This window comes from Albidovulum aestuarii (genome assembly GCF_029961185.1).
Classification (GTDB): domain Bacteria; phylum Pseudomonadota; class Alphaproteobacteria; order Rhodobacterales; family Rhodobacteraceae; genus Albidovulum; species Albidovulum aestuarii.
This window is the reverse complement of the sequence record NZ_JASBQQ010000008.1, coordinates 65,397-85,832: the sequence shown is the minus strand read 5'-3', so window position 1 is coordinate 85,832 and position 20,436 is coordinate 65,397. Positions and strand designations below refer to the sequence as shown.

Here is a 20,436-nt window from a genome sequence, read left to right as displayed (position 1 = left end):
TTTATTCGAAGAAGATTGCACGGATATGGAACTCGACGCGACAGACCGGCGCATACTTGGGGTCCTGCAGAAGCAGGGCCGGATCACCAATGCGGAATTATCAGAGCGGGTGAATCTCTCGCCTTCGGCCTGTCATCGCCGTGTGCAAAGGCTGGAGGAAGAGGGTTACATCGACGGGTTCGTGGCCCTGCTGAACGCCCGCAAGATGCGGCGGCCGACGACGGTTTTTGTCGAGATCACGCTGTCGGGGCAGGCCGACGAGGTGCTGGAGGCATTTGAAAAGGCGGTCACGCTGGTGCCCGATATCCTCGAATGCCATCTGATGGCGGGCTCGGCAGACTATCTACTGAAAGTGATCGCCGAGGATACCGAGGATTTCGCCCGCATCCACCGCCAATACCTCGCCCGGCTGCCCGGAGTGGCGCAGATGCATTCCTCCTTCGCACTGAGGACGGTCAGGCAGACGACAGCGATCCCGGTCTAGCAGCTCCGACCCAACCGTCTGCCGCGCCGGGTACTTACCTGGCGTGCCGACGCTTCAGAACCGCAACGACAGGCAGGACATACCGCCATCCAGCTTGGCGCATTCGCTGTTGCCGATCTCGCGCACCGTGTATCCCGCATCGCGCAGGCTCTTTGCCGTTCCGGGAAACCCCGCGGCCATCAGCACCAGATCATTGAACCGGATGGCGTTGGCGGCAGCCTCCTCGCCCGGTGCCGTCAGAATGACCTTGTAACCTTCGAAACACCCCGACCGCGCCAGCCGTTCGGTCGCGAGGATGGTTTCGCCATCGAGAAGCGAGCAATCGGTTTTGAAATGCAGAACGCCCTCGGGAACGCGGACCTCGCGCAGAGGCCGACCCCAACCGGCAAGGATTTCGGCCAACTCGGCGATGCCATCCGCATTGGTCCGCGCCGACTGACCCACCAGCACCTCGCGCCCGGTTGTCAGGATATCGCCGCCCTCAATCGTGCCGGGGCCTTCAATCTGGCGAATGTCGTCGAACATCGGTCGAAGCGACGGGGCCATCGCGGCCACCTCGCCAAGGCGCGATGGCGCACCGGGGCGCATCAGGACCGCCCCCTCGGGCAGACAGAGCGCCGTATCCTCGACGAAAACCGCATCAGGGTAATCCTCAAGCGGGGGAAGAACGGTCACATCGGCGCCGGTCTCCCGCAGCGCAGCGACGTAATCGGCATGGTGCTGCAGCATCAGCGAAAGATCCGGCGCGCCGGTATCGACCGCACGCAATCCGGCCACGATGCTTTTGCCGGGTTGGCGGGTAATGGCCCGGCTGAATTGCCAGGACGTGTCCTTGATGCTCATCTCTGTCTCTCGTTTGTTGGGTATCTCAACCGTGTTCATGCCCGCTCGCCCGTCAGGGACAGGCCGATGATCGCCTCGACCGAGCGCAGACCGATCTGGCTCAGTTCGTCACTGTCGAAAGCATCGGGCAAGGCACCGCCCTCCAGCCATAGCCCGTCGATCACGGCATTGCATGCGATCGCAAGGCTGCGCGCTTCGTCAGTGGAGACCTTGCGCCCGGTTTCTGCAATGGCGGCGGTGATCATCACCTGCAACAGATCGCGGTAGTGCAGGTAGGTTTTTTCATGGGTGACGCGCATGGCCGAATCGCGACGCACCATATGGATGAAACCGGCCCAGAGCGACAGCGCCATCGGCTCGGCGACGGGCGGTGTGACCGAGGCATGGATCAGGCGCGCCAGACGCTGCCGGGCAGTGCCGCCACCGCTGTCGTGGGTCGCCTGCGACATCTCGGTCTGGGTCTGCATATGGGCCTGATAGGCCGCGTTCATCAGATCCTGCTTGGACGAAAAGTAGTGCCGGATCATGCCTTGCGTCACCCCCGCTTCCTCGGCGATAGCCCGGACCGTCACGGCCGAAGGCCCGCGCGCGGCCATTAGCGACAGGGTGGCGCGGATCAGCGCATCCTTGCGGCTGTCGGGGTCTTCTCGGGTGAAGCGGCGGCGGTCTTTGGGCACGAATTTCCGGCCTCTGTAATTATACGCTTGCAGAATTACTCGTTTTGACCGTTACTACAACAAGATTCTCGGAGCATGGAATGACCGAAGCGATCGCAACAGACAGGAATGACCCCGCCGCCGCGTCGGCCGAGGAAGCAATCCGTGTCGAAGACCTCCACAAATCCTTCGGCAATCTCGAGGTTCTGAAGGGCGTGAACATGTCCGCGAAGAAAGGTGATGTCGTCGCGATCATCGGCGGCTCGGGCTCGGGCAAGTCGACCATGCTGCGCTGCATCAACTTCCTTGAAACCCCGACCTCCGGCCGCATTGTGATCGGCGGCGAGGAAATCGCCATGCGCGCCGACGGCTCGCCCGCAAGCCGCAAGCAGATCGAACGGGTGCGCTCCCGCCTTGGCATGGTGTTTCAAGCCTTCAACCTCTGGACCCACCGCACGCTGATCGAGAACGTGACCGAAGTGCCAGTCCATGTCCTTGGCGTGCCGAAGGCCGAGGCCCATGACCGGGCCATGGCGCTGCTGGAGCGGGTTGGCCTTGCCGAAAAGGCTGCGACTTATCCGGCTTTTCTTTCGGGCGGTCAGCAGCAGCGGGCGGCGATTGCCCGTGCGCTGGCCATCGATCCGTCTGTGATGCTCTTCGATGAACCGACGAGTGCGCTTGACCCTGAACTGGTGGGCGAGGTTCTGACCGTTATCCGCGATCTGGCGGCCGAGGGGCGCACGATGCTTCTGGTCACGCACGAGATGAAATTCGCGCGCGAAGTTTCCGATCATGTGATCTATCTTTTCGAAGGCCGGATTGAGGAGCAGGGCCCACCCGAAGCAGTGTTCGGCGCGCCAAAATCCGAGCGGCTGAAGCAATTCCTGAAATCTGTCGCCTGACGGCAGAAACAACCAACCAGTACGGGGAGAATACAATGAAACTGAAATCCACAGTCGCGGCGGGCATCGCCGCCCTTGCACTGCTCACCGGCGCCGCAGCGGCGCAGGAGGTCAAGATCGGCATCGCGGCCGAACCCTATCCGCCCTTCGCCTCGCTCGATGCCTCTGGCAACTGGGTCGGCTGGGAGGTCGAGATCATCAATGCTGTCTGCGCCGCGGCAGAACTAAACTGCGTCATCACGCCGGTCGCGTGGGACGGTATCATTCCGTCCCTGACTGGCCAGCAGATCGACGCGATCATGGCGTCGATGTCGATCACCGAAGAGCGGATGCAGACCATCGACTTCTCGGACAAGTACTACAACACGCCGACCGTGATCGTGGCCGACAAATCCGCCGATATCGCACCGACGCCGGAAGGTCTTGCCGGCAAGATCCTTGGCGTACAGGCATCGACCATCCACCAGACCTATGCCCAGCAGTACTTCACCGACGCTGCCGAGATCCGCGTCTACCAGACCCAGGACGAGATCAACCAGGACCTCGCCTCGGGGCGGATCGACGCCACGCAGGCTGACAGCATCGCGATGGACGACTTCATCAATTCCGATGCGGGCGCCTGCTGCGAAATCAAGGGCGCTGTCGCCGATGATCCGTCCATCCTCGGATCGGGCGTGGGCGCCGGCGTCCGCAAGGGCGATGACGCGCTGCGCGAGAAGCTGAACGCGGGCATCGCCGCGATCCGCGCCGACGGCACCTATGACAAGATCACCGAAGGCTACTTCTCATCCTCCATCTATGGCGGCTGATAGCCTGTGGAACAGGTCATAGAGTTACTGTCTCTTTCCCCCCCGGGCTGGGGGGGAAACCTGCTGCGCGGACTTCTCCACTCACTGGAAATCGCGTTAGGTGCCTTCGGGTTCGGCCTTTTGATCGGGCTCGGGGGCGCCATAGGGAAACTCTATGGCGGGCCGGTTCTGCGTGACATCCTTGCGGTCTACACGACCGTGGTGCGGGCGGTGCCCGAACTGGTCCTGATCCTGATTCTCTATTACGTCGGCACCGACCTGATCAACAAAGCGGCCGGAGCCATGGGTTATGGCCGGGTCGAGATCAGCGGCGTTGCTGCCGGGATCTGGGTGCTGGGCATCGTGCAGGGCGCCTATGCGACCGAAATACTTCGGGGCGCGATCAAGGCCATTCCGATCGGTCAGATCGAAGCCGCCCGCGCTTTCGGCATGCCGCCCCTGAAGATGCTGCGCCGGGTGACAATCCCGGCGATGATGTCCTTCGCCATTCCGGGTCTCGCCAATCTCTGGCTCATTGCGACCAAGGATACCGCGCTTCTCGCCGTGGTCGGCTTCAACGAACTGACGCTGGAAACGCGGCAGGCCGCCGCTTCGACGCGGGCCTATTTCACCTTCTTCCTCGCCGCAGGGGCGCTTTACCTGATGGTCACGCTCTTGTCGGGTCGGGTCTTCGCCCGGATCGAGAAATGGGCGCGCAAGGGTCAGCCGGGTCATCGGAGGGCAGGGGCATGATCACACTGCGCTCTCTTCTCGTGCCGCACCGGATCGCGATGATGGCGGTCTTCGCCGCACTCGTCCTCTGGTGCGCCTACGCCCTGCGCTGGGACTGGATCCCGAAATACGCGCCGCTTGCGGCCGAAGGCATCTGGCGCACGATCTGGATTCTGGCCGTCACTTCCGTCCTCGGCTTTCTTCTGGCGATACCCCTTGGCCTCGCTCAGGCAATCGGGCCATGGTACCTCGCCGCGCCCGCCCGCACCTTCTGCACGATCATTCGCGGCACGCCGCTCCTGCTGCAAATATGGCTCCTCTATTACGGGCTCGGCTCGCTCTTCCCGCAATATCCGTGGATCCGGGAAAGCGAGCTTTGGCCCTATCTCAGGCAGGCATGGCCCTATGCCGTCCTTGCGCTGACATTGTCCTATGCGGGCTATGAAGGCGAGGTGATGCGTGGCGCTTTCTCCGGCGTGGCGCGTGGCCAGATCGAGGCGGCACAGGCCTTCGGTATGCCCCGGTTCACCATGTTCCGGCGCATCTGGCTGCCGCAGGCGATCCAGAATGCGCTGCCGACGCTTGGAGGCGAGACGATCCTGCAGCTCAAGGCAACCCCGCTGGTCGCGACCATTGCCATCGTTGAAAGTTACGCGGTCGCGTCTCGGGTCCGGCAGGATACGTTCATCGTCTATGAACCTCTCCTGCTGCTCGCCGTTGTCTACATGGTCATCGCGGGTATCCTCGCATACGGATTCCGCAAGCTTGAACAACGGGTGCCGGTTAAGGGACACTGAGCGTCGGGCAAACCACCGCCGTCAGGGCGACCGGCAGAAGAGCGCGCCGGACGGCGTGTCCGGCACGCAACCAACCGGCAGAGGCGTCTTCAGCGCCTCCACCACCGCCGCCATCGACGCCGCGTTGTCATTCTCGCCGCAGCGCCCGCCGATCATCTCCTCCAGATCCTTCCGGGTGCGCTGCGACATCGCCCAGCCAAGTGGCGGCTTGCGGCCATCGGTCCAGGCGCACATGGAGAAATGCACGAAAACCGGGTCCATCGCGGCCGGGAAGCGGTGCGGTTCGGATTTCAGACTGTCGACGACATCGGCGATAGTCTTGTTCGCCAGAACGCCTCGCGCCGTGCGGGTGTTGAGAATGCCCCAGAGCGGGCCAAGCACCTCGTTGGCAATACCGCCGGGTTTTTCAGATGCGAGATCCGCGCGATAACCGAGAAACTCAATATCAGCCGCGGCACCACCCGGCTGGTCGCGCGCCGGCAGGTCGGGATCGCTTGAAATCTGGATCAGGATCGGCCGGATCGCCACGCCGCGCTTTTCAAAGGCCTTGACCGCTGCGCGCGCAATTTCGGCGCTGGTCACCGCGCCGTAATTCTCAAAATAGCCGCCATCGAGCACATGACCCATCCCTTCCCCATCACCAGCGCGGACCAGACGACCTGCCGGGCTGACATAGGTGAACCGCGCGCTGTTGAGCGCGGCCATCCCCATCGACACATCGTGCTGCACCATCGCATGCAGGTCGAACGCGTCGAGGAAGACATCCGACGTCACCTTGATATTGCTTGCGATCAGCCGTTTGCCGGTTTCCTGATGCGTGCCGTTCAAGAGGAGGATGGGCTGCCAGCCCCCGCCCGCGCCGGGCGTACCCGCCACCTTCAGGAACGGCGCGTCGAGGTCACTAGCACTACAGCTCGCACCTGACCCGCAGGCCTTGTGCCAGGCCACGTTCCAGGCATCGGCTAGCGCGCCACCCCGGTCGGGCAGGAACCCCCAGGGAATGAACCTTTGCACCAGATCGGGATAGAACATCGCCGCCACGGTGGGGCCAAGGAACTCATCCGACAGCGTGCCGAGGATCTGGCCGCGAATGTCCCCGGCCGAGGCGTCAGCCGCGCCGCATAGCTCGGATACCGGTGGGGCCATGCCGTTGTGCAGGGCAGTCGCGTAGACCGCCGCGCCAACGCTGCCGCCCGACACGCCGCTGATCGAGAAAACGTGCCGTTCCACGCCCGGGCACGTCTTTTGCAACTCTCCCATCACCACAGCTGTCCAGTAGGCGGCCCGCAAGCCACCGCCCGCCGTTGCAACGAAGATCACCGGCCGCGCGGTATCCCCCGCGCCCGGCGCGCCGGTCGGCCCCGTCCCGCCATTCACCGCCAACCAGGCATCGACCGCGTCGTCTACGCTGAGCCGATCCTCGAATCCCGGTGCGCCGTCATCTTTTGCGACCGCAACCGCATGGTTGTCCGACCACGCGCTGATCGCCCCGGCGAACACAAGAAAACTTACGATGATCGGCGCACCGGTTTCCCGCGACCGGATGATCAATGCACTGCCCACAGGCACGATATGACCAAAGGCGAGGAAGGCGATGGAGGCCGCGCCGAACCACTGGCCAATACCGACCGGGTTCCAGATGATGAGGCCCAGCATGACCAGCGAAAAGAGTATCGAGCCGGTCAGCCAGGCTTTCGACACGGGCGAAAGATCGGCGAAGGTCGTCGGCTGGCCGTCGCCCGGATCCGACTTCAGAGATCCGCCAAGGCCGAGCCTTTCCGCCAAAGGCACCCGGATCACGAGAAACACCACGAAGGCAAGCCCCACCGCCACCGTGATCAGTGCGAGGGTGGTGGCGTTTTCCAGCCCGCCGCGGCCGGCTATGTAAAGCGACCACGCGGCAAAGCCAAACGCCGCACCGGCATAAAAACGCGGTGCCCATTTCCGCCCCTTGTCGCCCTGCCGGTGGCCATAACCCTGCTCAAAATAAAACGCGATGCGCGCCCAGTACCAGGCTTGAAAGGCGAACCAGCCGACGCAGGCAAGAAAGACCGCCATCGCCTGAACCGTCGAAACATCGTCATCGTCGAACCGCATCGCAAGTTCGCGCCCCTGCGGCGTGGCCACGAGCAGTGCGCCCCCGGCCAGAAGAGTGAACGCGCTGAACCGGCTTGGCTTGATGATGGACCAAAGGTAGCGAAGCGGCCGCCAGATCGGCCCGAGTACACGATCAATGAAGACGTCGATGCGTACGAGAACAGACCAAAGGAAATCCCGGATCACCGCGATGAAAGACATGGTTCAAATACTCCGTCACAATATGCGGAGCCCGCCCGTCTGAAAATCGACACCAACAATGCAAATACGGCAGGCTGCTATCTACCGGGAAGGATAGCACAACTTAACCGATTATCGGGAATGTTCATTCTGCCAGAGGAGAACCGGTTCAGGTCCGACCGTATTTCGCCAGCAGCGCGTCGCGCACTGGCGGGGTCACGAACTTCGCGACATCGCCGCCCAGCCGCGCAATTTCCTTCACCAGCTTCGAGGCAATCGCCTGACGCCGCGCATCGGCCATCAGGAACACGGTTTCGACCGAGGCATCCATTGCCCGGTTCATGCCAACCATCTGAAACTCGTACTCGAAATCCGCGACCGCGCGCAGGCCCCGGACGATGACCGTCGCGCCCACATCGCGGGCGCAGTCGATCAGGAGGTTCTCGAACGGATGCACGACGATCTCGCCGCCCGTTTTCGCGACGATTTCTGCGCATTCCGCCTCGACCATGGCGACGCGTTCTTCCAGCGAAAACAGGGGCCCCTTGTCGCGGTTGATCGCGACGCCGATCACCAGCCGGTCAACAAGCGCCATGGCGCGCTGGATGATATCGGTATGGCCCAGAGTGATAGGGTCGAACGTGCCGGGATAAAGGCCGATGCGCATGGGTCCGTCCCTTTCTGACACGCTCCATCCGCGCGCACGCAACAATATTGCGCGTCAGAATGCAAGCCTCTCGGCGTTCAGTTCCCCATGATCATGCCTTCAAGGGCATCCTTTTCCATCGCCAGTTCAGACATGCGGGCCGCGACCACATCGCCGATGGAAATAATACCGGTCATCTCCGAACCCTCCATCACCGGCATATGGCGGAAGCGCCCGGCGGTCATCTTCTCCAGCACGCTGTCAGCGCTGTCCGTGGGTCCACAGGAAATAAGGTTGCGGGTCATCAGCGCATCGACTGTATCGGTCAGGCAGCCCGACCCGCGCCGCCCAAGGTCGCGCACGATGTCGCGTTCCGACAGGATGCCCATCGGCGTCTTGCCGTCCTCCGACACCACGACCGCGCCGATCCTTCGTTCGGCCAGAAGCCGTGCCGCGTCTGCGATACTCGTCCCCGGTTTCACCGTGATGATGCTCTGCTTTGGCTTGGACCGCAGAATCTGGTGAACCTGCATGGGCAACCTCCTGATCAAAAGCGACTTTCCCCCAGCGTCCCCCTGATCTGCGTTTCTGTCAAGCCAAGGCTTCAAGCCGCGACACTTCGCGTCGTACGCCCTGGGCCAGAAGCTCGGCAAATCGGTTCAGCCGCTCGACGCGGCGGTCATCGGGATGGCGGATCAGATAAAATGTCCGGGTGAGCGAGACCTGATCCGGCAAAATCTTCACCAGACCGGGCGCGGCGGACATTGCGAAATCATGGACAACGGCAATCCCGGCCCCCGTCCGGACCCAGTTGAACTGCACCGAGACGGAGTTGGAGGCGAGCGTCACCGCCTCCATCCCCGCCTCGGACTGGTAGTCCAACTCCTTGTCGAAGACGAGGTCCTGGATATAGCCGATGGTGCGGTGTTGTTTCAGATCGTCAAGCGAGCGGATCGGCGGGTGGCGATCAAGGTAGTCGCGCGACGCGGCCAGATGCAGCTTGTAATCGGTCAGCTTCTGCACCGTGAGGTGGCCCGAGGCCGGGGGGCTGACGGCGATGGCCATGTCGGCCTCGCGTTTCGACAGGTTGAAGACGCGCGGCTGGGCGACGATCTGCACCTCCAGACCCGGATGATCGGCGCAGATGCCCGCGACGATCTGCGGCAAGAGGTAGTTGGCACTGCCATCGGGCGCGCCGATGCGGACCTGCCCGGTCAGGCCGCTGCCCTCGCTGCCCACCTCCTCCATCGCCTCGGCCACAGCCTGTTCGGCGCGGGCGGCGTGGGCCAGCAGACGCTGCCCCTCGACCGTCAGCGTATAGCCCTGCGCGGAACGGGTAAAAAGTCGGACCGCCATTCCCTCTTCCAGCCGACCGATACGGCGGCCGACCGTGGCCGGGTCCAGCTTCAACAGTTTCCCGGCGCCAGAAAGGCTTTCAGCCCGTGCCACGGCAAGGAATATCCTCAGATCGTCCCAGTCGGCCATGCGTTCGCCTTTGCAATAATGCAAAACACCTTTGGGAAACTGCCCCTTTATCCAGCAAAATTGCAAGGGTATTGTGCGCAGGAAATTTTCGGGAGGCTTGTCATGAAAGAACTGTCACACTGGATAAACGGCGAACACGTCAAGGGCACGTCTGGCCGTTTCGCCGATGTCTTCAACCCCGCCACCGGCGAGGTTCAATCCAAATGCCCGATGGCCTCGGCTGCCGAGACTGAAGCGGCCATCGCCAATGCCGCCGCCGCCCAGATCGCCTGGGGCGCCACCAACCCGCAGAAACGCGGCCGGGTGATGATGGCCATGGTCGGCCTGATGAACCGCGACATGGACAAGCTGGCCGAGGCGCTGAGCCGCGAACACGGCAAGACCATTCCCGACGCCAAGGGCGACCTGCAGCGCGGTCTGGAAGTGATCGAATACTGCATCGGCGCGCCGCAGATGCTGAAGGGCGACTATACCGATGACGCGGGCCCCGGCATCGACATGTATTCGATGCGCCAGCCCCTTGGCGTCGTCGCCGCGATTATGCCGTTCAACTTCCCCGCGATGATGCCCCTGTGGCACGTCGGCCCCGCGCTGGCCTGCGGCAACGCCGTCGTGCTGAAACCGTCCGAGCGTGACCCCTCGGTTCCGCTGATGCTGGCCGAGCTGTTCGTTGAGGCAGGCCTGCCGAAGGGCGTCTTCCAGGTCGTCAACGGCGACAAGGAGGCGGTCGATACGCTGCTCGACAGCGAGACCATTCAGGGCGTCAGCTTCGTCGGCTCTACCCCCATCGCGCACTACATCTACAGCCGCGCCACCGCGAACGGCAAACGCGCCCAGTGCTTCGGCGGCGCCAAGAACCACATGATCGTCATGCCGGATGCCGACATGGATCAGGCTGCCGACGCGCTGGTCGGTGCGGGCTTCGGCGCCGCAGGCGAACGCTGCATGGCGGTGTCCGTCGCGGTGCCCGTCGGTGATGCCACCGCCGACAAGCTGATCGAAAAGCTGGTTCCCCGGATCGAAAAGCTGCGCGTTGCGCCCTATACCGACGGCAATGACGTGGACTTCGGCCCGGTCGTCACCGGCGAGGCGAAGAAGCGTATCCTCGGCCTGATCAATTCCGGCGTCGAACAGGGCGCGGAACTGGTTGTCGATAATCGCGACTTCTCGCTTCAGGGCTATGAAAACGGCTTCTTCGTCGGCCCGCACCTCTTCGACAAGGTCACGACCGACATGGACATCTACAAGACCGAGATCTTCGGACCGGTTCTGTCGGTGGTCCGCGCCAAGACCTATGAAGAGGCCATCGGCATGGCGATGGACCATGAATACGGCAACGGCACCGCGATCTTCACCCGCGACGGCGACACGGCGCGCGACTTTGCGCACCGCATCAATATCGGCATGGTTGGCATCAACGTGCCGATCCCGGTGCCGCTGGCCTACCACACCTTCGGCGGCTGGAAGAAGTCGATGTTCGGCGACCTGAACCAGCACGGGCCGGACAGCTTCAAGTTCTACACCCGCACCAAGACCGTGACGGCCCGTTGGCCGTCCGGCATCAAGGAAGGCGGCGAGTTCAACTTCAAGGCAATGGACTGACCGTCAGGCCGGGGGCTTCATCCGCCCCTTAGGCAGTATTGCGATCACATGGGCCGGGGGCAGTTCTGTCTCCGGCCCGATTATTTTCGGGCGGATCGGCGCGGGGTTGCGCACCGCCTCGGCCAAGGCACCGCGATGCTGGCGCGCCTTCATGCATTCAAAGCTACCTGCCCGAAAGGCGCGGCAGGCTTCGGGGCGGATATCGTAGATGCCACAGACAAGGCGCGCGTCATCTGTGCGCGCAAGCTGGGCACAGTGCCCTTCGCACATCTTCATGAAACGGCGGCTGTCACTGTCATTGGTGAGGTTTTCGGGGATCGCCCGTGCCCGGTCTTCGGGCATCAGGGCGATATAGCGGTCATGGGTGCCGAAACAGCAGGCGCCGCAGGTCGTGCAGTCGATATCTGAGGGGGACAATCATTGGGCTCATGGCAGGCGCCGGTCCGGTCGGCCCTTTGCCACCGGGCGATGCGCCGGCGCGGCATTTAGGTTGGGGCCATGAAAACCGCAAGCCCTGAAAACTTGCCCAAAGCGGCGACCTCTGCTCAACTGACAAAAACAATGGGGGGCGCGGCGATGTCAGAGCCTGATTTCACCATCGGGGTCGAAGAGGAATACCTGCTCGTCGACCGGGATACGCTGGCGCTCGCCGTCGCGCCCGAGGCGCTGATGGACGCCTGCAAGGCCGAGATGGCGGACCAGGTCAGCCCGGAGTTTCTGCAATGCCAGATCGAGGTCGGGACCCGGGTCTGCAAGGATGTCGGACAGGCGCGGGACGAGTTGCGCAAGCTCCGCGCCTGTGTCTCGCGCCATGCCGCCAAGCACGGGCTTGCGCCCATCGCGGCCTCCTGCCACCCGTTCTCGGACTGGAAGGACCAGCACCATACCGACAAGGAGCGTTACAACGACCTGCGCCGCGACCTTGGCGGTGTGGCGCGGCGGATGCTGATCTGTGGCATGCATGTCCATGTCGGCATCCCGGCCGAGGATATGCGAATCGACCTCGTCAATCAGCTTTCCTATTTCCTGCCGCATCTTCTGGCGATGTCGGCCTCTTCCCCCTTCTGGCAGGGCGACGATACCGGGCTTGCCAGCTACCGGCTGACCGTCTTCGACAACCTGCCCCGCACCGGCCTGCCGCCCAAATTTTCAAGCTGGGCGGAATACAAGCGTACGGTCGATGCGCTGGTGCGCATGAAGCTGATCGAGGATTCCTCAAAAATCTGGTGGGACCTGCGCCCGTCGGCACGTTTCCCGACCATCGAAAGCCGCATCTGCGACGTGCAGCCCCGGCTTGAGATGACTCTGTCATTGGCAGCACTGACGCAATGCCTGACGCGGATGCTCTGGCGACTGATGCGAAGGAACCAGCGCTGGCGTCACTACGACAACTTCCTTCTGGAGGAAAACCGGTGGCGCGCCCAGAGATACGGGATAACCGGTGGCCTGATCGATTTCGGGCGGCTGGAAGTGGTCGGCTTCCCGACCCTAATGGACGAGTTGATCGAGGTTGTTGCCGAGGATGCCGGGGTACTGGGTTGCACAGCCGAGATCGAGGCCCTGCGCGACCTCCTCGACACCGGCACCAGCGCCGACCGACAGCGCATCGTTCACGCCGATGCGGTTGAGGCCGGGGATGACGGGCCCGCCGCCATGCGGGCGGTCGTTCACAGCCTGATCGAAGAGTTTCACCACGACCTCTGATCTCTGCCCTTAGCCGCTCCGGACGCTGGTCAAGACGCAGCGCGGGCGCTACCGTCAACCCATCAATTCGGGAGGCACGAATGGCGGAATGGAGGGAGATGAGCGCGGGCGATCTGGGGCGCGCGATCGGGCGGGGCGAGATCGACCCCGAGGAACTCACCGCCGCCCATCTCGACGCGATCCGCGCCAACGAATACCGCGACCGCATCTATGCAAGGCTGACAGAGGCCCGCGCGCTGGAAGAGGCCGCCGCCGCATCAAAACGCGCCAAGGCAGGGCAGCGCCTGTCGCTGCTCGACGGCGTTCCGATATCGTGGAAGGACCTCTTCGACACGGCCGGGGTGGCGACCGAATCCGGGTCGCGGCTTCTGGAGGGCCGCATCCCCGGCGCCGATGCCGAAGTGCTGGCCAACGCCACCCATCAGGGCCTCGTCTGCCTCGGCAAGACCCATATGACTGAACTCGCCTTCTCCGGCCTCGGCCTCAACCCGATGACCGCGACCCCGCCCAACGCCAACGATCCCGCACTGGCACCCGGCGGCTCCTCCTCCGGTGCCGCTGCCTCCGTCGCCTTCGGGCTGGCGGCGGCCGGGATCGGGTCTGATACAGGCGGATCAGTCCGGGTGCCTTCGGTCTGGAACGATCTCGTCGGGCTCAAGACCACTTCGGGCCGCCTCTCGCTGAAAGGCGTCGTGCCGCTCTGTGCGCGGTTCGACACCGTCGGGCCGCTTTGCCGAACCGTCGAGGATGCCGCCCTTCTGCTCGCAGCGATGGCAGGCACCAAACCGGCCGACCTGCGCGGCGCCAGCCTCAGGGGCACCCGCTTCCTGATCCTCGAAACCCTTGCCTTCGACGATATCCGCCCCGAACCGCTCGCCGGGTTCAAACATGCCATTGAACGGCTGACCGATGCGGGCGCCACCGTCACGCGCGGCACGATCCCGGAACTGACCGAGGCCATGGCGCTTTCGGGCATCCTCTTCACGACCGAGGCCTACGGCACCTGGAAACATGCGATCGAGGCGCATCCCGAAAAGATGTTCGGACCCATCCGAGACCGCTTCCGTCTTGGTGCCGAGTTCTCCGGCGCGGACTATGTCGCCGCCTGGCAAAAACTCGACCGGATACGGGCGATCTGGGCCGAAGCGACCGCGCCTTACGACGCGGTGCTGGTCCCGACCGCCCCGAACCTGCCGCCGAATGTCGAACGTCTGACAACGGACGAGAAATATTTCGTCACCGAAAACCTGCTGACGCTCCGCAATACCCGCATGGGCAACCTTATGGGGCTTTCGGCGCTGACCCTGCCGACGGGTCTGCCCTCCACGGGGATCATGCTGATGGGCCGGCCCTTCGGCGAAGAAAGGCTCCTGCGCATCGGTGCGGCAGCCGAATCTGCCCTGAGATAGCCAGCGATGAGTGGCACAGGGCAACCGGATCTGGCGACCCTGCTGGCCATGGTCACGGGCGGCTTGGAGGGGTCAGTGACGCCGCCGATCGTGCAGACCTCGCTCTTTGCATTCGATACCTATCAGGACTTTGCCGACCGGATGTCCGGTGCGACGTCGCAACCGATCTACACACGGATTCAGAACCCGACAGTTTCCGTGTTCGAGGACCTGATGACAAAGGCCGAAGGCGGCGACGCGGCGGTCGGCTTCGCCTCGGGCATGGCGGCGATTTCATCGACCGTTCTGGCCTTTGTTCGACCCGGGGATCGCATCGCCTGCGTCGAGCATGTCTATCCCGATGCCTACCGCCTGTTTGAACGCCTCCTTCGCCCCTTCGGCGTCGAGATCACCTATCATTCCACCGATGCGTTCGAACATGACCCCGACCTGCTGAAGGGCGCGCGGCTAGCCTATCTCGAAAGCCCTTCATCGGTCGTGTTCCGCCCGATGAACCTGCCCTTGGTGGCTAAACATGCAAAACGCCACGGCGTCCTTACCGTCACCGACAATTCCTGGGCGACGCCGGTATTCCAGCGCCCCCTGACGCAGGGCATCGACATCGTCCTGCATTCGGCGTCGAAATACATATCGGGCCATTCCGATACGGTCGCCGGGGTCGTGGTCGGATCGTCCGATCTGATCGCCCAGATCCGCGACCTGAGCCTTTCCCTTCTGGGCGGTAAGCTCGCACCCTTCGAGGCGTGGCTGCTGACACGCGGGCTTCGCACGCTGGAAGTCCGAATGCTTCGCCACCAGTCGACGGCGAATACTTTCCTCGAACGACTGACCGGGCTGCGCTGTGTGACAGCGGTGCATTCGCCGGGGCCGAATTCCGTGCCGGGCCTGACCGGGCGCTCGGGCCTTCTGTCGGTCGAATTCGATGACAGCGTCGACATCCCACGTCTCGTGGATGCCCTGAAACATTTCCGCATTGGCGTGTCCTGGGGCGGCTTCGAAAGCCTCGTGATGCCCGCACAGGCCGCCCTGTCGCAGAAGGGCGATCAGAATTCTCTCCAGCGCTTCGGCGTCTCGCCGCGGCTGGTGCGCTTTAGCCTGGGGCTGGAAAGCCCCGATGATCTTTGGGCCGATCTGGAGGAGGCCCTGAGCAAGAGCGGCGCATAGGCAAGGAGTATCAATGTCTTCACAGCATAAGGCACCGCGCTCTGACCTGCCGTCATGCCATCATGAATTCGCGAATGATAAGCCAACCGACACCCGAGATACGCTCGATTTCGATGGGCGCGTCGACAATCCGGCTCGCTACTGGTGGCCGGTGACCGAGGCGATCGGTGCAATGGCGCCACTGATCAAGCTCGACCGCCGCTCCGAGGACGAAGTCTGGTACCACAGGCTCTGGATCTTTGCGAACCGTCACCTGATCGACCATGAACGCGGCGGCTGATAGCCGCAGCTTGGTGCCGGAAACCGGCTGGCCGAGACTCAGTTTCTCGGCAAACCGGACATCTACCATTTGGTTCAGGCGCCACTCTTTCTCCTGTCCGGCGGCCTGTCCCGGTTAAACGAGGGTCTCCTGGGATCCGGGACGGACCGCTCGATCCTCGCAACGTGAACCTGTCTTCAGACCGGAACGGCCGCTTCACAGCGGGCACCCGCGAAAGCACCAGCGAAGGCGTCGATCTCAGCACGGCTTCCTGCCAGACAGGCGGCTGTCGAAAGCGCGTCCGCCAAAGCCGCCGATGGGGCCGAGATCGACACCGAGCGCCAGCGCGTCTCTGCGGGTTCACCGGTTGCCGGATGCAGGATGTGGCCCTTCGCACCCGCGGCGTCGAACACCGTGCCAAGCGGCGCGGAGGTGGCAAGGGCGCGGGACCGCAGCCCGACCTGACCGCCCTCAGCCAGCCTGACCAGCCAATCGCCACCGTCAGGATGACCGCCGAGGGCGTGGTGCTCTCCCGTGTCGATCAGGATATCGGTCAATCCCTCTGCCGCAAGCAGCGCGGCGACCCGGTCGGCGATATAGCCCTGCGCGATCCCGTTCAGGGTCAGCGCGCCACCCGAAGGCAGAGATATGGCCGATGCGGAAAGTCGCAGGTCGGGCCAGCCACCGCGCGCGCGCAGCGTCGCCAGTTCGGCGGTACTTGGCCGCGCGCCCGCCGCCGCGCGTTTGGCCCAGATCGACCAGAGCGGCTGTACCGTCGGGTCGAAGAGCCCGCCTGTGGCCTGATGCACAGCGCCTGCCAGCGTCAGGCATTCCAAAAGTTCCGGCGACGGCAGATCAAGCCGACCGGCCACGTTCAGGCGCATCAGGCTACTGTCGGTCCGATAAAGGCTGAACACATCCTCCAGCCGGTCGATCTCGGCAGCGATGCGTTCGGTAATTGCCGCCGCATCCGGGTGCGAGAGGCGGATCGTCGCCCGCGCGCCCAGCGCGATGCCGGACCAGAGATATACCGGTGCTTCACCGGCGCGCGCAATGGGCGCAACCCCCAACGCGGCGGCGGAGATGGACAGGAAGCGGCGGCGGTTCAGCATGGGGCTCATCCCTCGATCCTTTCGGACAACGCCTTCAGTCGGGCATTGAAATCGGCGTCGTCATCGTCGCTTTCGCCGACAAGATCGGCCGGGGCGATAACGGCGCTATCGGGCACTTCGGACAAGAGAAGGACGGTACCCCCGCTTTCAGCCGCAAAGGCTGCGGCCTTGTCCGGATCGGCGAAGGGTACAAGCTCCGGCGCGCCCATACCGCCTTCGACGCTGGAACCGACGACATAGTGGGCCGTCGCCGCATCGATCCAGTTGACCCTGCCCGGATCCTGCCATGTCGCGCCAGGGGCCCCCATGTCGTTGACATAGATCGCAAGGATCACACCGTCCTGCTCGGGCAGACGGGCATAGGCCACGGCGTCGCGGACCTGGCTGAAGAAGAGCGGCATGCCCGGCTGCCCGTCCAGATGCACCTGCGCCTTGGGCCCGGGATGTTCCAGAATATCCATCTGGCAATAATGGCCGACCGCGCTTTCGGTCAGGGCCACGGGCGAGATATCCTGTGCCTCTTCCTGGCAAGCGGCAAGGAGAAGGGCGAAAACCAGTGCGCGTTTCATGGCGTCACCCGGCGAAAAGCAGCGGTTGCCAAAGCCAGCGCCAAGGCCGGCCAAAGGGCTACGGACAACGCCGATTGCCAAAGCGGGACCGAACCGGCGGCACCGGCGACACCGGCAGCGGCAGCCGCCGCATCAGAGGCGGCGAGGTTAAAGAGCCGGAGCGCATCGGCGGGGTTGGCCAGAAGCGCGATCGGGAAGAACTCCGTGGTGAACCGGCCGCCGCCATCGGCAACGACCGCCGCGAGCAGGCCGAGATCATAAAGCACGACCGCACCCAGCCAGAGCCCCATCGCCAGCCCCGCCGCGCCGGACGGACGCCGGGCCAGTGACGACAGGGCATAGCCCGCGCCCAGGAAGGTGGCGCCGAGCAGGATCGAGGTCCAGGTCAGCCGCAAAAGCGCAGGCAAGCCCGCAGCCGACGCCGGATCGGCCCAGAACGCGACCGCACCGGCAATTCCGTACCCCACGACTACAGCGAGCGAGAGCACGGCAAGATGGGCCAGAAGCTTGCCGAAGAGGATCTCTGCCCGCGCGCCGGGATAGGTCAGCAACAAGGGCAGGGTGCCGCGCTCGACCTCACCGGCGACGGCGTCAAAGGACATCAGAAGCGCGATCAGCGGCACCAGATAGACCGAAAGCGAGGTCAGCGACGCGACGGTGACCGACAGCCGGTCGACACCCAGCCCGCCCGTCGGCGCGGAGCCCGCCGCCGACAGAACCAGCGCGAAAAGCGCCATCAGGCCGATGGCGATGGCCACCCACCGGTTGCGCAGCGCGATGCGAAACTCGGTCTTGGCGGTGGCGAGGATGCGGTTCATTGCCCGTCCCTCCGGCTGAAGTGGCTGTAGATGTCCTCAAGGCTGGGCGGCATCATCTCGATATCGGCGACCTTGTCGCCGAGACCCGTGACACAGGCCAGAATGTCCAGTTTCTCGTCCTGCCCGCAGGACAGGTGCAGGTCGGCTCCGACGCGGATCGCGCCGGGCAGGGCATCGGCAATTTCCGACCCGTAGCCGTTCCGCGCCGTGACATGCATCGTCACCGGAAGTGCTGCGGCGCGGCGCAGTTCGGAAAGCGTTCCGCTTGCAGCCATGCGACCGTTCGAAAGGATGACGATCTGGTCGGTCCGGGCCTCCACCTCGGTCAGCGCGTGGGACGACAGCAGAACCGCCGCCCCCTCTGCCGCGAGCCCGTCAAGCAGCGCGTAGAAATCGCGGCGCGACACCGGGTCCAACCCCGATGTCGGCTCGTCCAGAACCAGAAGTTTCGGTTTGCCGATCAGCGCCTGCGCAAGGCCGACACGCTGGCGCATGCCTTTCGAATATGTGCCGATCCGGCGGCGCGCCGCATCATGCAGGCCAACGCGCTCAAGCAGCGCGCGCGCCGTCTTCGGGCTCTCACCGCGCAACGCCAGGTAATGGCCGATCTGCTCCTCTCCGGTCAGCGCAGGGTGAAAGGCGGCGTTCTCGGGCAGATAGGCCACCTGCCGCCGTGCCTCGGCAGAGCCCGGCGCGGCACCGCAGACCGTCACCGTTCCGGCATCGAAGGGCAAAAGCCCGAGGATGATCTTCATCATCGTCGACTTGCCAGCGCCATTATGGCCGAGCAGAGCCACGCGGCTGCCGGGCGCGACCGTCAGCGACACGGCGTCGAGCGCCTTGACCCCGGTAAAGGTCTTAGTGAGATCCGAGATGTTCAGTGTCGATGTCATCATAATTTCCTTCCGCCCAGCGTCCGGCGACCGCTTCTTCCATGGCCGCGATTGCTGGCGGGACGGCGATGGCCCTCGCGGCCATCATTGGGTGGGAATCAAGCACGCCGCCGGGCAGCGTGGCGGGAAAGCTCTTCTGGCTCCACCGGACAAGCTGCACGGCGGGCGAACCGGTCAGCAGCGCCGCTGCGGGCTGCGACCAGAGTATATGGTCCATCAGGTCGTTCGGACGGAACACACCATCGGCGATACCATCGCCGTTCAGGTCAAAGCCGGGATGGTCCGACCAATGGTTGCCACGCCCCTCGAAACTCCATTCGACGTGTTTCGTGCCAACGTATTTCACCTGCTCACGGTTGGTGATGAAGGCATTTCCGGTCAGCACATTGCGTTCCGACCCGGCGGTAAAGTGGATACCGATACCGCAGCCCTCGAAACGGTTGTCGTAGATCAGGTTCTTGTGGGCATTGTAGATGAAGAGGCACTTGTTCGTGCCGCCACGCACAAGGTTGCCACTGACATCAGCGTTGTTCGCATAATTCAGCATCACGCCATGTTCGCGGTCGCCCAAAGACAGGTTGTCTTTCACCACGACCCGGTTCGAGAACATGATCGCATATCCAAGGTGATTGCCGACCGAGACATTGCCGGTCACCTCGCTGTCATTGGTGTACATGTAGTGCACCGCGAACCGCAGATCGCGGAACAGGTTGTTGCGGTAGATGCCCTTGCGTGACGCGTTGGAAAAGATGCCATCGCGACCGTCGCTTATGTCGTTGTCCTCGACCACCGTGCCCGGCGCATTCCAGACATAGACACCGTTGCCACGGTCGTTCATCCGCTCCAGCCGCAGCCCGACGATCGTATTGCCGCGCACCACGCTGTCGAGACCGCCATGCACGTCGACGCCATGCAGGTTCCCGACGATCTGATTGCCTTCGATCACCGCTCGGTCAGCGCCCTTGACGATCTTGATGCCGGAATCAATCTCGGCGTTCAGTAGCCCCGACCCGGTAACCGTCACGCCCCGGATCACGACATCATCTGCGGTGACGGTGATCACCGAGCCCTGACCCTCTCCGTCGATCACGGCCCCGGCGGGACCGGTCAGCGTCAGGGACTTGTCGATCACCAAGGCCCCGGCATAGGTGCCATCGCTCAGGCGCAGCACATCGCCGGGGGATGCCCCGGCGATAGCGTTTTGCAATGTGCCCTGCCCCGGCATGACCTGCACCTCCGCGGCCCAGAGGGGCGCGGCAAGCAGCATCAGGATCGGGACAAGGCGATTCAGCATGA

At 63.8% G+C, this 20,436-nt stretch carries 22 protein-coding genes; 10 read left to right on the top strand and 12 right to left on the bottom strand.

What is annotated here, in order from left to right; all coding sequences use genetic code 11:
- Nucleotides 1-25: 25 nt before the first annotated feature.
- Nucleotides 26-484 carry an Lrp/AsnC family transcriptional regulator gene (locus QKW60_RS16600; RefSeq protein WP_282370311.1) on the top strand — a complete coding sequence of 153 codons (459 nt, stop codon included), beginning with the start codon at nucleotides 26-28 and terminating at the stop codon, nucleotides 482-484.
- Nucleotides 485-538: 54 nt separating this feature from the next.
- Here the strand turns inward: QKW60_RS16600 and QKW60_RS16595 are convergent, their stop codons facing one another.
- Together QKW60_RS16595 and QKW60_RS16590 are read right to left on the bottom strand one after the other, a co-directional pair.
- On the bottom strand, nucleotides 539-1,327 hold the full coding sequence (locus QKW60_RS16595; protein WP_419762699.1) for a dimethylarginine dimethylaminohydrolase family protein: 789 nt from the start codon (nucleotides 1,325-1,327) through the stop codon (nucleotides 539-541).
- Between the two features lie 35 nt (nucleotides 1,328-1,362).
- Nucleotides 1,363-2,004 carry a TetR/AcrR family transcriptional regulator gene (locus QKW60_RS16590; RefSeq protein ID WP_282370310.1) on the bottom strand — a complete coding sequence of 214 codons (642 nt, stop codon included), beginning with the start codon at nucleotides 2,002-2,004 and terminating at the stop codon, nucleotides 1,363-1,365.
- 80 nt (nucleotides 2,005-2,084) lie between these two features.
- Between QKW60_RS16590 and QKW60_RS16585 the strand changes: the two genes are divergently transcribed.
- The 4 genes from QKW60_RS16585 to QKW60_RS16570 are packed head-to-tail and all read left to right on the top strand — an operon-like array spanning nucleotide 2,085 to nucleotide 5,202.
- A complete protein-coding gene (locus tag QKW60_RS16585) occupies nucleotides 2,085-2,885 on the top strand; it encodes an ABC transporter ATP-binding protein (protein ID WP_282370309.1) in 801 nt (266 codons plus the stop codon).
- Between the two features lie 35 nt (nucleotides 2,886-2,920).
- Nucleotides 2,921-3,694: a transporter substrate-binding domain-containing protein gene (locus tag QKW60_RS16580; RefSeq protein ID WP_282370308.1), complete on the top strand. Its 774-nt coding sequence runs from the start codon at nucleotides 2,921-2,923 to the stop codon at nucleotides 3,692-3,694.
- Nucleotides 3,695-3,700: 6 nt separating this feature from the next.
- The gene (locus QKW60_RS16575; protein ID WP_282370306.1) at nucleotides 3,701-4,426 is read left to right on the top strand and encodes an ABC transporter permease; all 726 of its coding nucleotides are present in this window, start codon (nucleotides 3,701-3,703) and stop codon (nucleotides 4,424-4,426) included.
- Nucleotides 4,423-5,202 carry an ABC transporter permease gene (locus tag QKW60_RS16570; protein WP_282370305.1) on the top strand — a complete coding sequence of 260 codons (780 nt, stop codon included), beginning with the start codon at nucleotides 4,423-4,425 and terminating at the stop codon, nucleotides 5,200-5,202. Before QKW60_RS16575 ends, QKW60_RS16570 begins: the two co-directional genes overlap by 4 nt.
- A 21-nt stretch (nucleotides 5,203-5,223) precedes the next feature.
- Here the strand turns inward: QKW60_RS16570 and QKW60_RS16565 are convergent, their stop codons facing one another.
- The 4 genes from QKW60_RS16565 to QKW60_RS16550 form a co-directional block, all read right to left on the bottom strand.
- Entirely contained in the window at nucleotides 5,224-7,500 is a 2,277-nt protein-coding gene (locus QKW60_RS16565) for a hypothetical protein (protein ID WP_282370304.1), read from the bottom strand.
- Nucleotides 7,501-7,648: 148 nt separating this feature from the next.
- A complete protein-coding gene (gene coaD, locus QKW60_RS16560; protein WP_263739532.1) occupies nucleotides 7,649-8,146 on the bottom strand; it encodes a pantetheine-phosphate adenylyltransferase in 498 nt (165 codons plus the stop codon).
- Between the two features lie 77 nt (nucleotides 8,147-8,223).
- Nucleotides 8,224-8,658, bottom strand: coding sequence for a CBS domain-containing protein (locus tag QKW60_RS16555; protein WP_282370302.1), 435 nt, complete (start codon nucleotides 8,656-8,658; stop codon nucleotides 8,224-8,226).
- Nucleotides 8,659-8,716: 58 nt separating this feature from the next.
- Nucleotides 8,717-9,610 (bottom strand): LysR family transcriptional regulator, encoded by an 894-nt coding sequence (locus QKW60_RS16550; RefSeq protein WP_282370301.1) that lies wholly within the window; start codon nucleotides 9,608-9,610, stop codon nucleotides 8,717-8,719.
- A 102-nt stretch (nucleotides 9,611-9,712) separates the two neighbouring features.
- On the opposite strand from QKW60_RS16550, the gene QKW60_RS16545 reads away from it, so the two are divergent.
- A complete protein-coding gene (locus tag QKW60_RS16545) occupies nucleotides 9,713-11,212 on the top strand; it encodes a CoA-acylating methylmalonate-semialdehyde dehydrogenase (RefSeq protein ID WP_282370299.1) in 1,500 nt (499 codons plus the stop codon).
- A gap of 3 nt (nucleotides 11,213-11,215) precedes the next feature.
- Here the strand turns inward: QKW60_RS16545 and QKW60_RS16540 are convergent, their stop codons facing one another.
- Nucleotides 11,216-11,629 carry a YkgJ family cysteine cluster protein gene (locus QKW60_RS16540; RefSeq protein ID WP_282370298.1) on the bottom strand — a complete coding sequence of 138 codons (414 nt, stop codon included), beginning with the start codon at nucleotides 11,627-11,629 and terminating at the stop codon, nucleotides 11,216-11,218.
- A 159-nt stretch (nucleotides 11,630-11,788) separates the two neighbouring features.
- On the opposite strand from QKW60_RS16540, the gene QKW60_RS16535 reads away from it, so the two are divergent.
- The 4 genes from QKW60_RS16535 (at nucleotide 11,789) to QKW60_RS16520 (ending at nucleotide 15,769) form a co-directional block, all read left to right on the top strand.
- Nucleotides 11,789-12,916 (top strand): carboxylate-amine ligase, encoded by a 1,128-nt coding sequence (locus tag QKW60_RS16535; protein WP_282370297.1) that lies wholly within the window; start codon nucleotides 11,789-11,791, stop codon nucleotides 12,914-12,916.
- An 80-nt stretch (nucleotides 12,917-12,996) separates the two neighbouring features.
- A complete protein-coding gene (locus tag QKW60_RS16530) occupies nucleotides 12,997-14,325 on the top strand; it encodes an amidase (RefSeq protein ID WP_282370295.1) in 1,329 nt (442 codons plus the stop codon).
- Nucleotides 14,326-14,331: 6 nt separating this feature from the next.
- The gene (locus QKW60_RS16525) at nucleotides 14,332-15,489 is read left to right on the top strand and encodes an aminotransferase class I/II-fold pyridoxal phosphate-dependent enzyme (RefSeq protein WP_282370293.1); all 1,158 of its coding nucleotides are present in this window, start codon (nucleotides 14,332-14,334) and stop codon (nucleotides 15,487-15,489) included.
- A gap of 13 nt (nucleotides 15,490-15,502) precedes the next feature.
- Nucleotides 15,503-15,769 carry an AGE family epimerase/isomerase gene (locus QKW60_RS16520; RefSeq protein WP_282370291.1) on the top strand — a complete coding sequence of 89 codons (267 nt, stop codon included), beginning with the start codon at nucleotides 15,503-15,505 and terminating at the stop codon, nucleotides 15,767-15,769.
- Between the two features lie 176 nt (nucleotides 15,770-15,945).
- On the opposite strand, the gene QKW60_RS16515 is transcribed toward QKW60_RS16520, so the two are convergent.
- From QKW60_RS16515 to QKW60_RS16495, 5 genes are read right to left on the bottom strand one after another with little or no spacing between them, the layout of a single operon-like run.
- Complete coding sequence (locus QKW60_RS16515; RefSeq protein ID WP_282370490.1) at nucleotides 15,946-16,860, bottom strand: FAD:protein FMN transferase; 915 nt, start codon at nucleotides 16,858-16,860, stop codon at nucleotides 15,946-15,948.
- Nucleotides 16,861-16,865: 5 nt separating this feature from the next.
- Nucleotides 16,866-17,429, bottom strand: a complete 564-nt coding sequence (locus tag QKW60_RS16510; RefSeq protein ID WP_282370289.1) for a nitrous oxide reductase accessory protein NosL — start codon at nucleotides 17,427-17,429, stop codon at nucleotides 16,866-16,868.
- Nucleotides 17,426-18,247 (bottom strand): ABC transporter permease, encoded by an 822-nt coding sequence (locus tag QKW60_RS16505; protein WP_282370288.1) that lies wholly within the window; start codon nucleotides 18,245-18,247, stop codon nucleotides 17,426-17,428. The genes QKW60_RS16510 and QKW60_RS16505 overlap by 4 nt, the downstream gene beginning before the upstream one ends.
- Nucleotides 18,244-19,140, bottom strand: a complete 897-nt coding sequence (locus tag QKW60_RS16500; RefSeq protein ID WP_282370286.1) for an ABC transporter ATP-binding protein — start codon at nucleotides 19,138-19,140, stop codon at nucleotides 18,244-18,246. Before QKW60_RS16500 ends, QKW60_RS16505 begins: the two co-directional genes overlap by 4 nt.
- Nucleotides 19,106-20,434, bottom strand: a complete 1,329-nt coding sequence (locus tag QKW60_RS16495) for a nitrous oxide reductase family maturation protein NosD (protein ID WP_282370284.1) — start codon at nucleotides 20,432-20,434, stop codon at nucleotides 19,106-19,108. Before QKW60_RS16495 ends, QKW60_RS16500 begins: the two co-directional genes overlap by 35 nt.
- Between the last annotated feature and the right edge of the window lie 2 nt (nucleotides 20,435-20,436).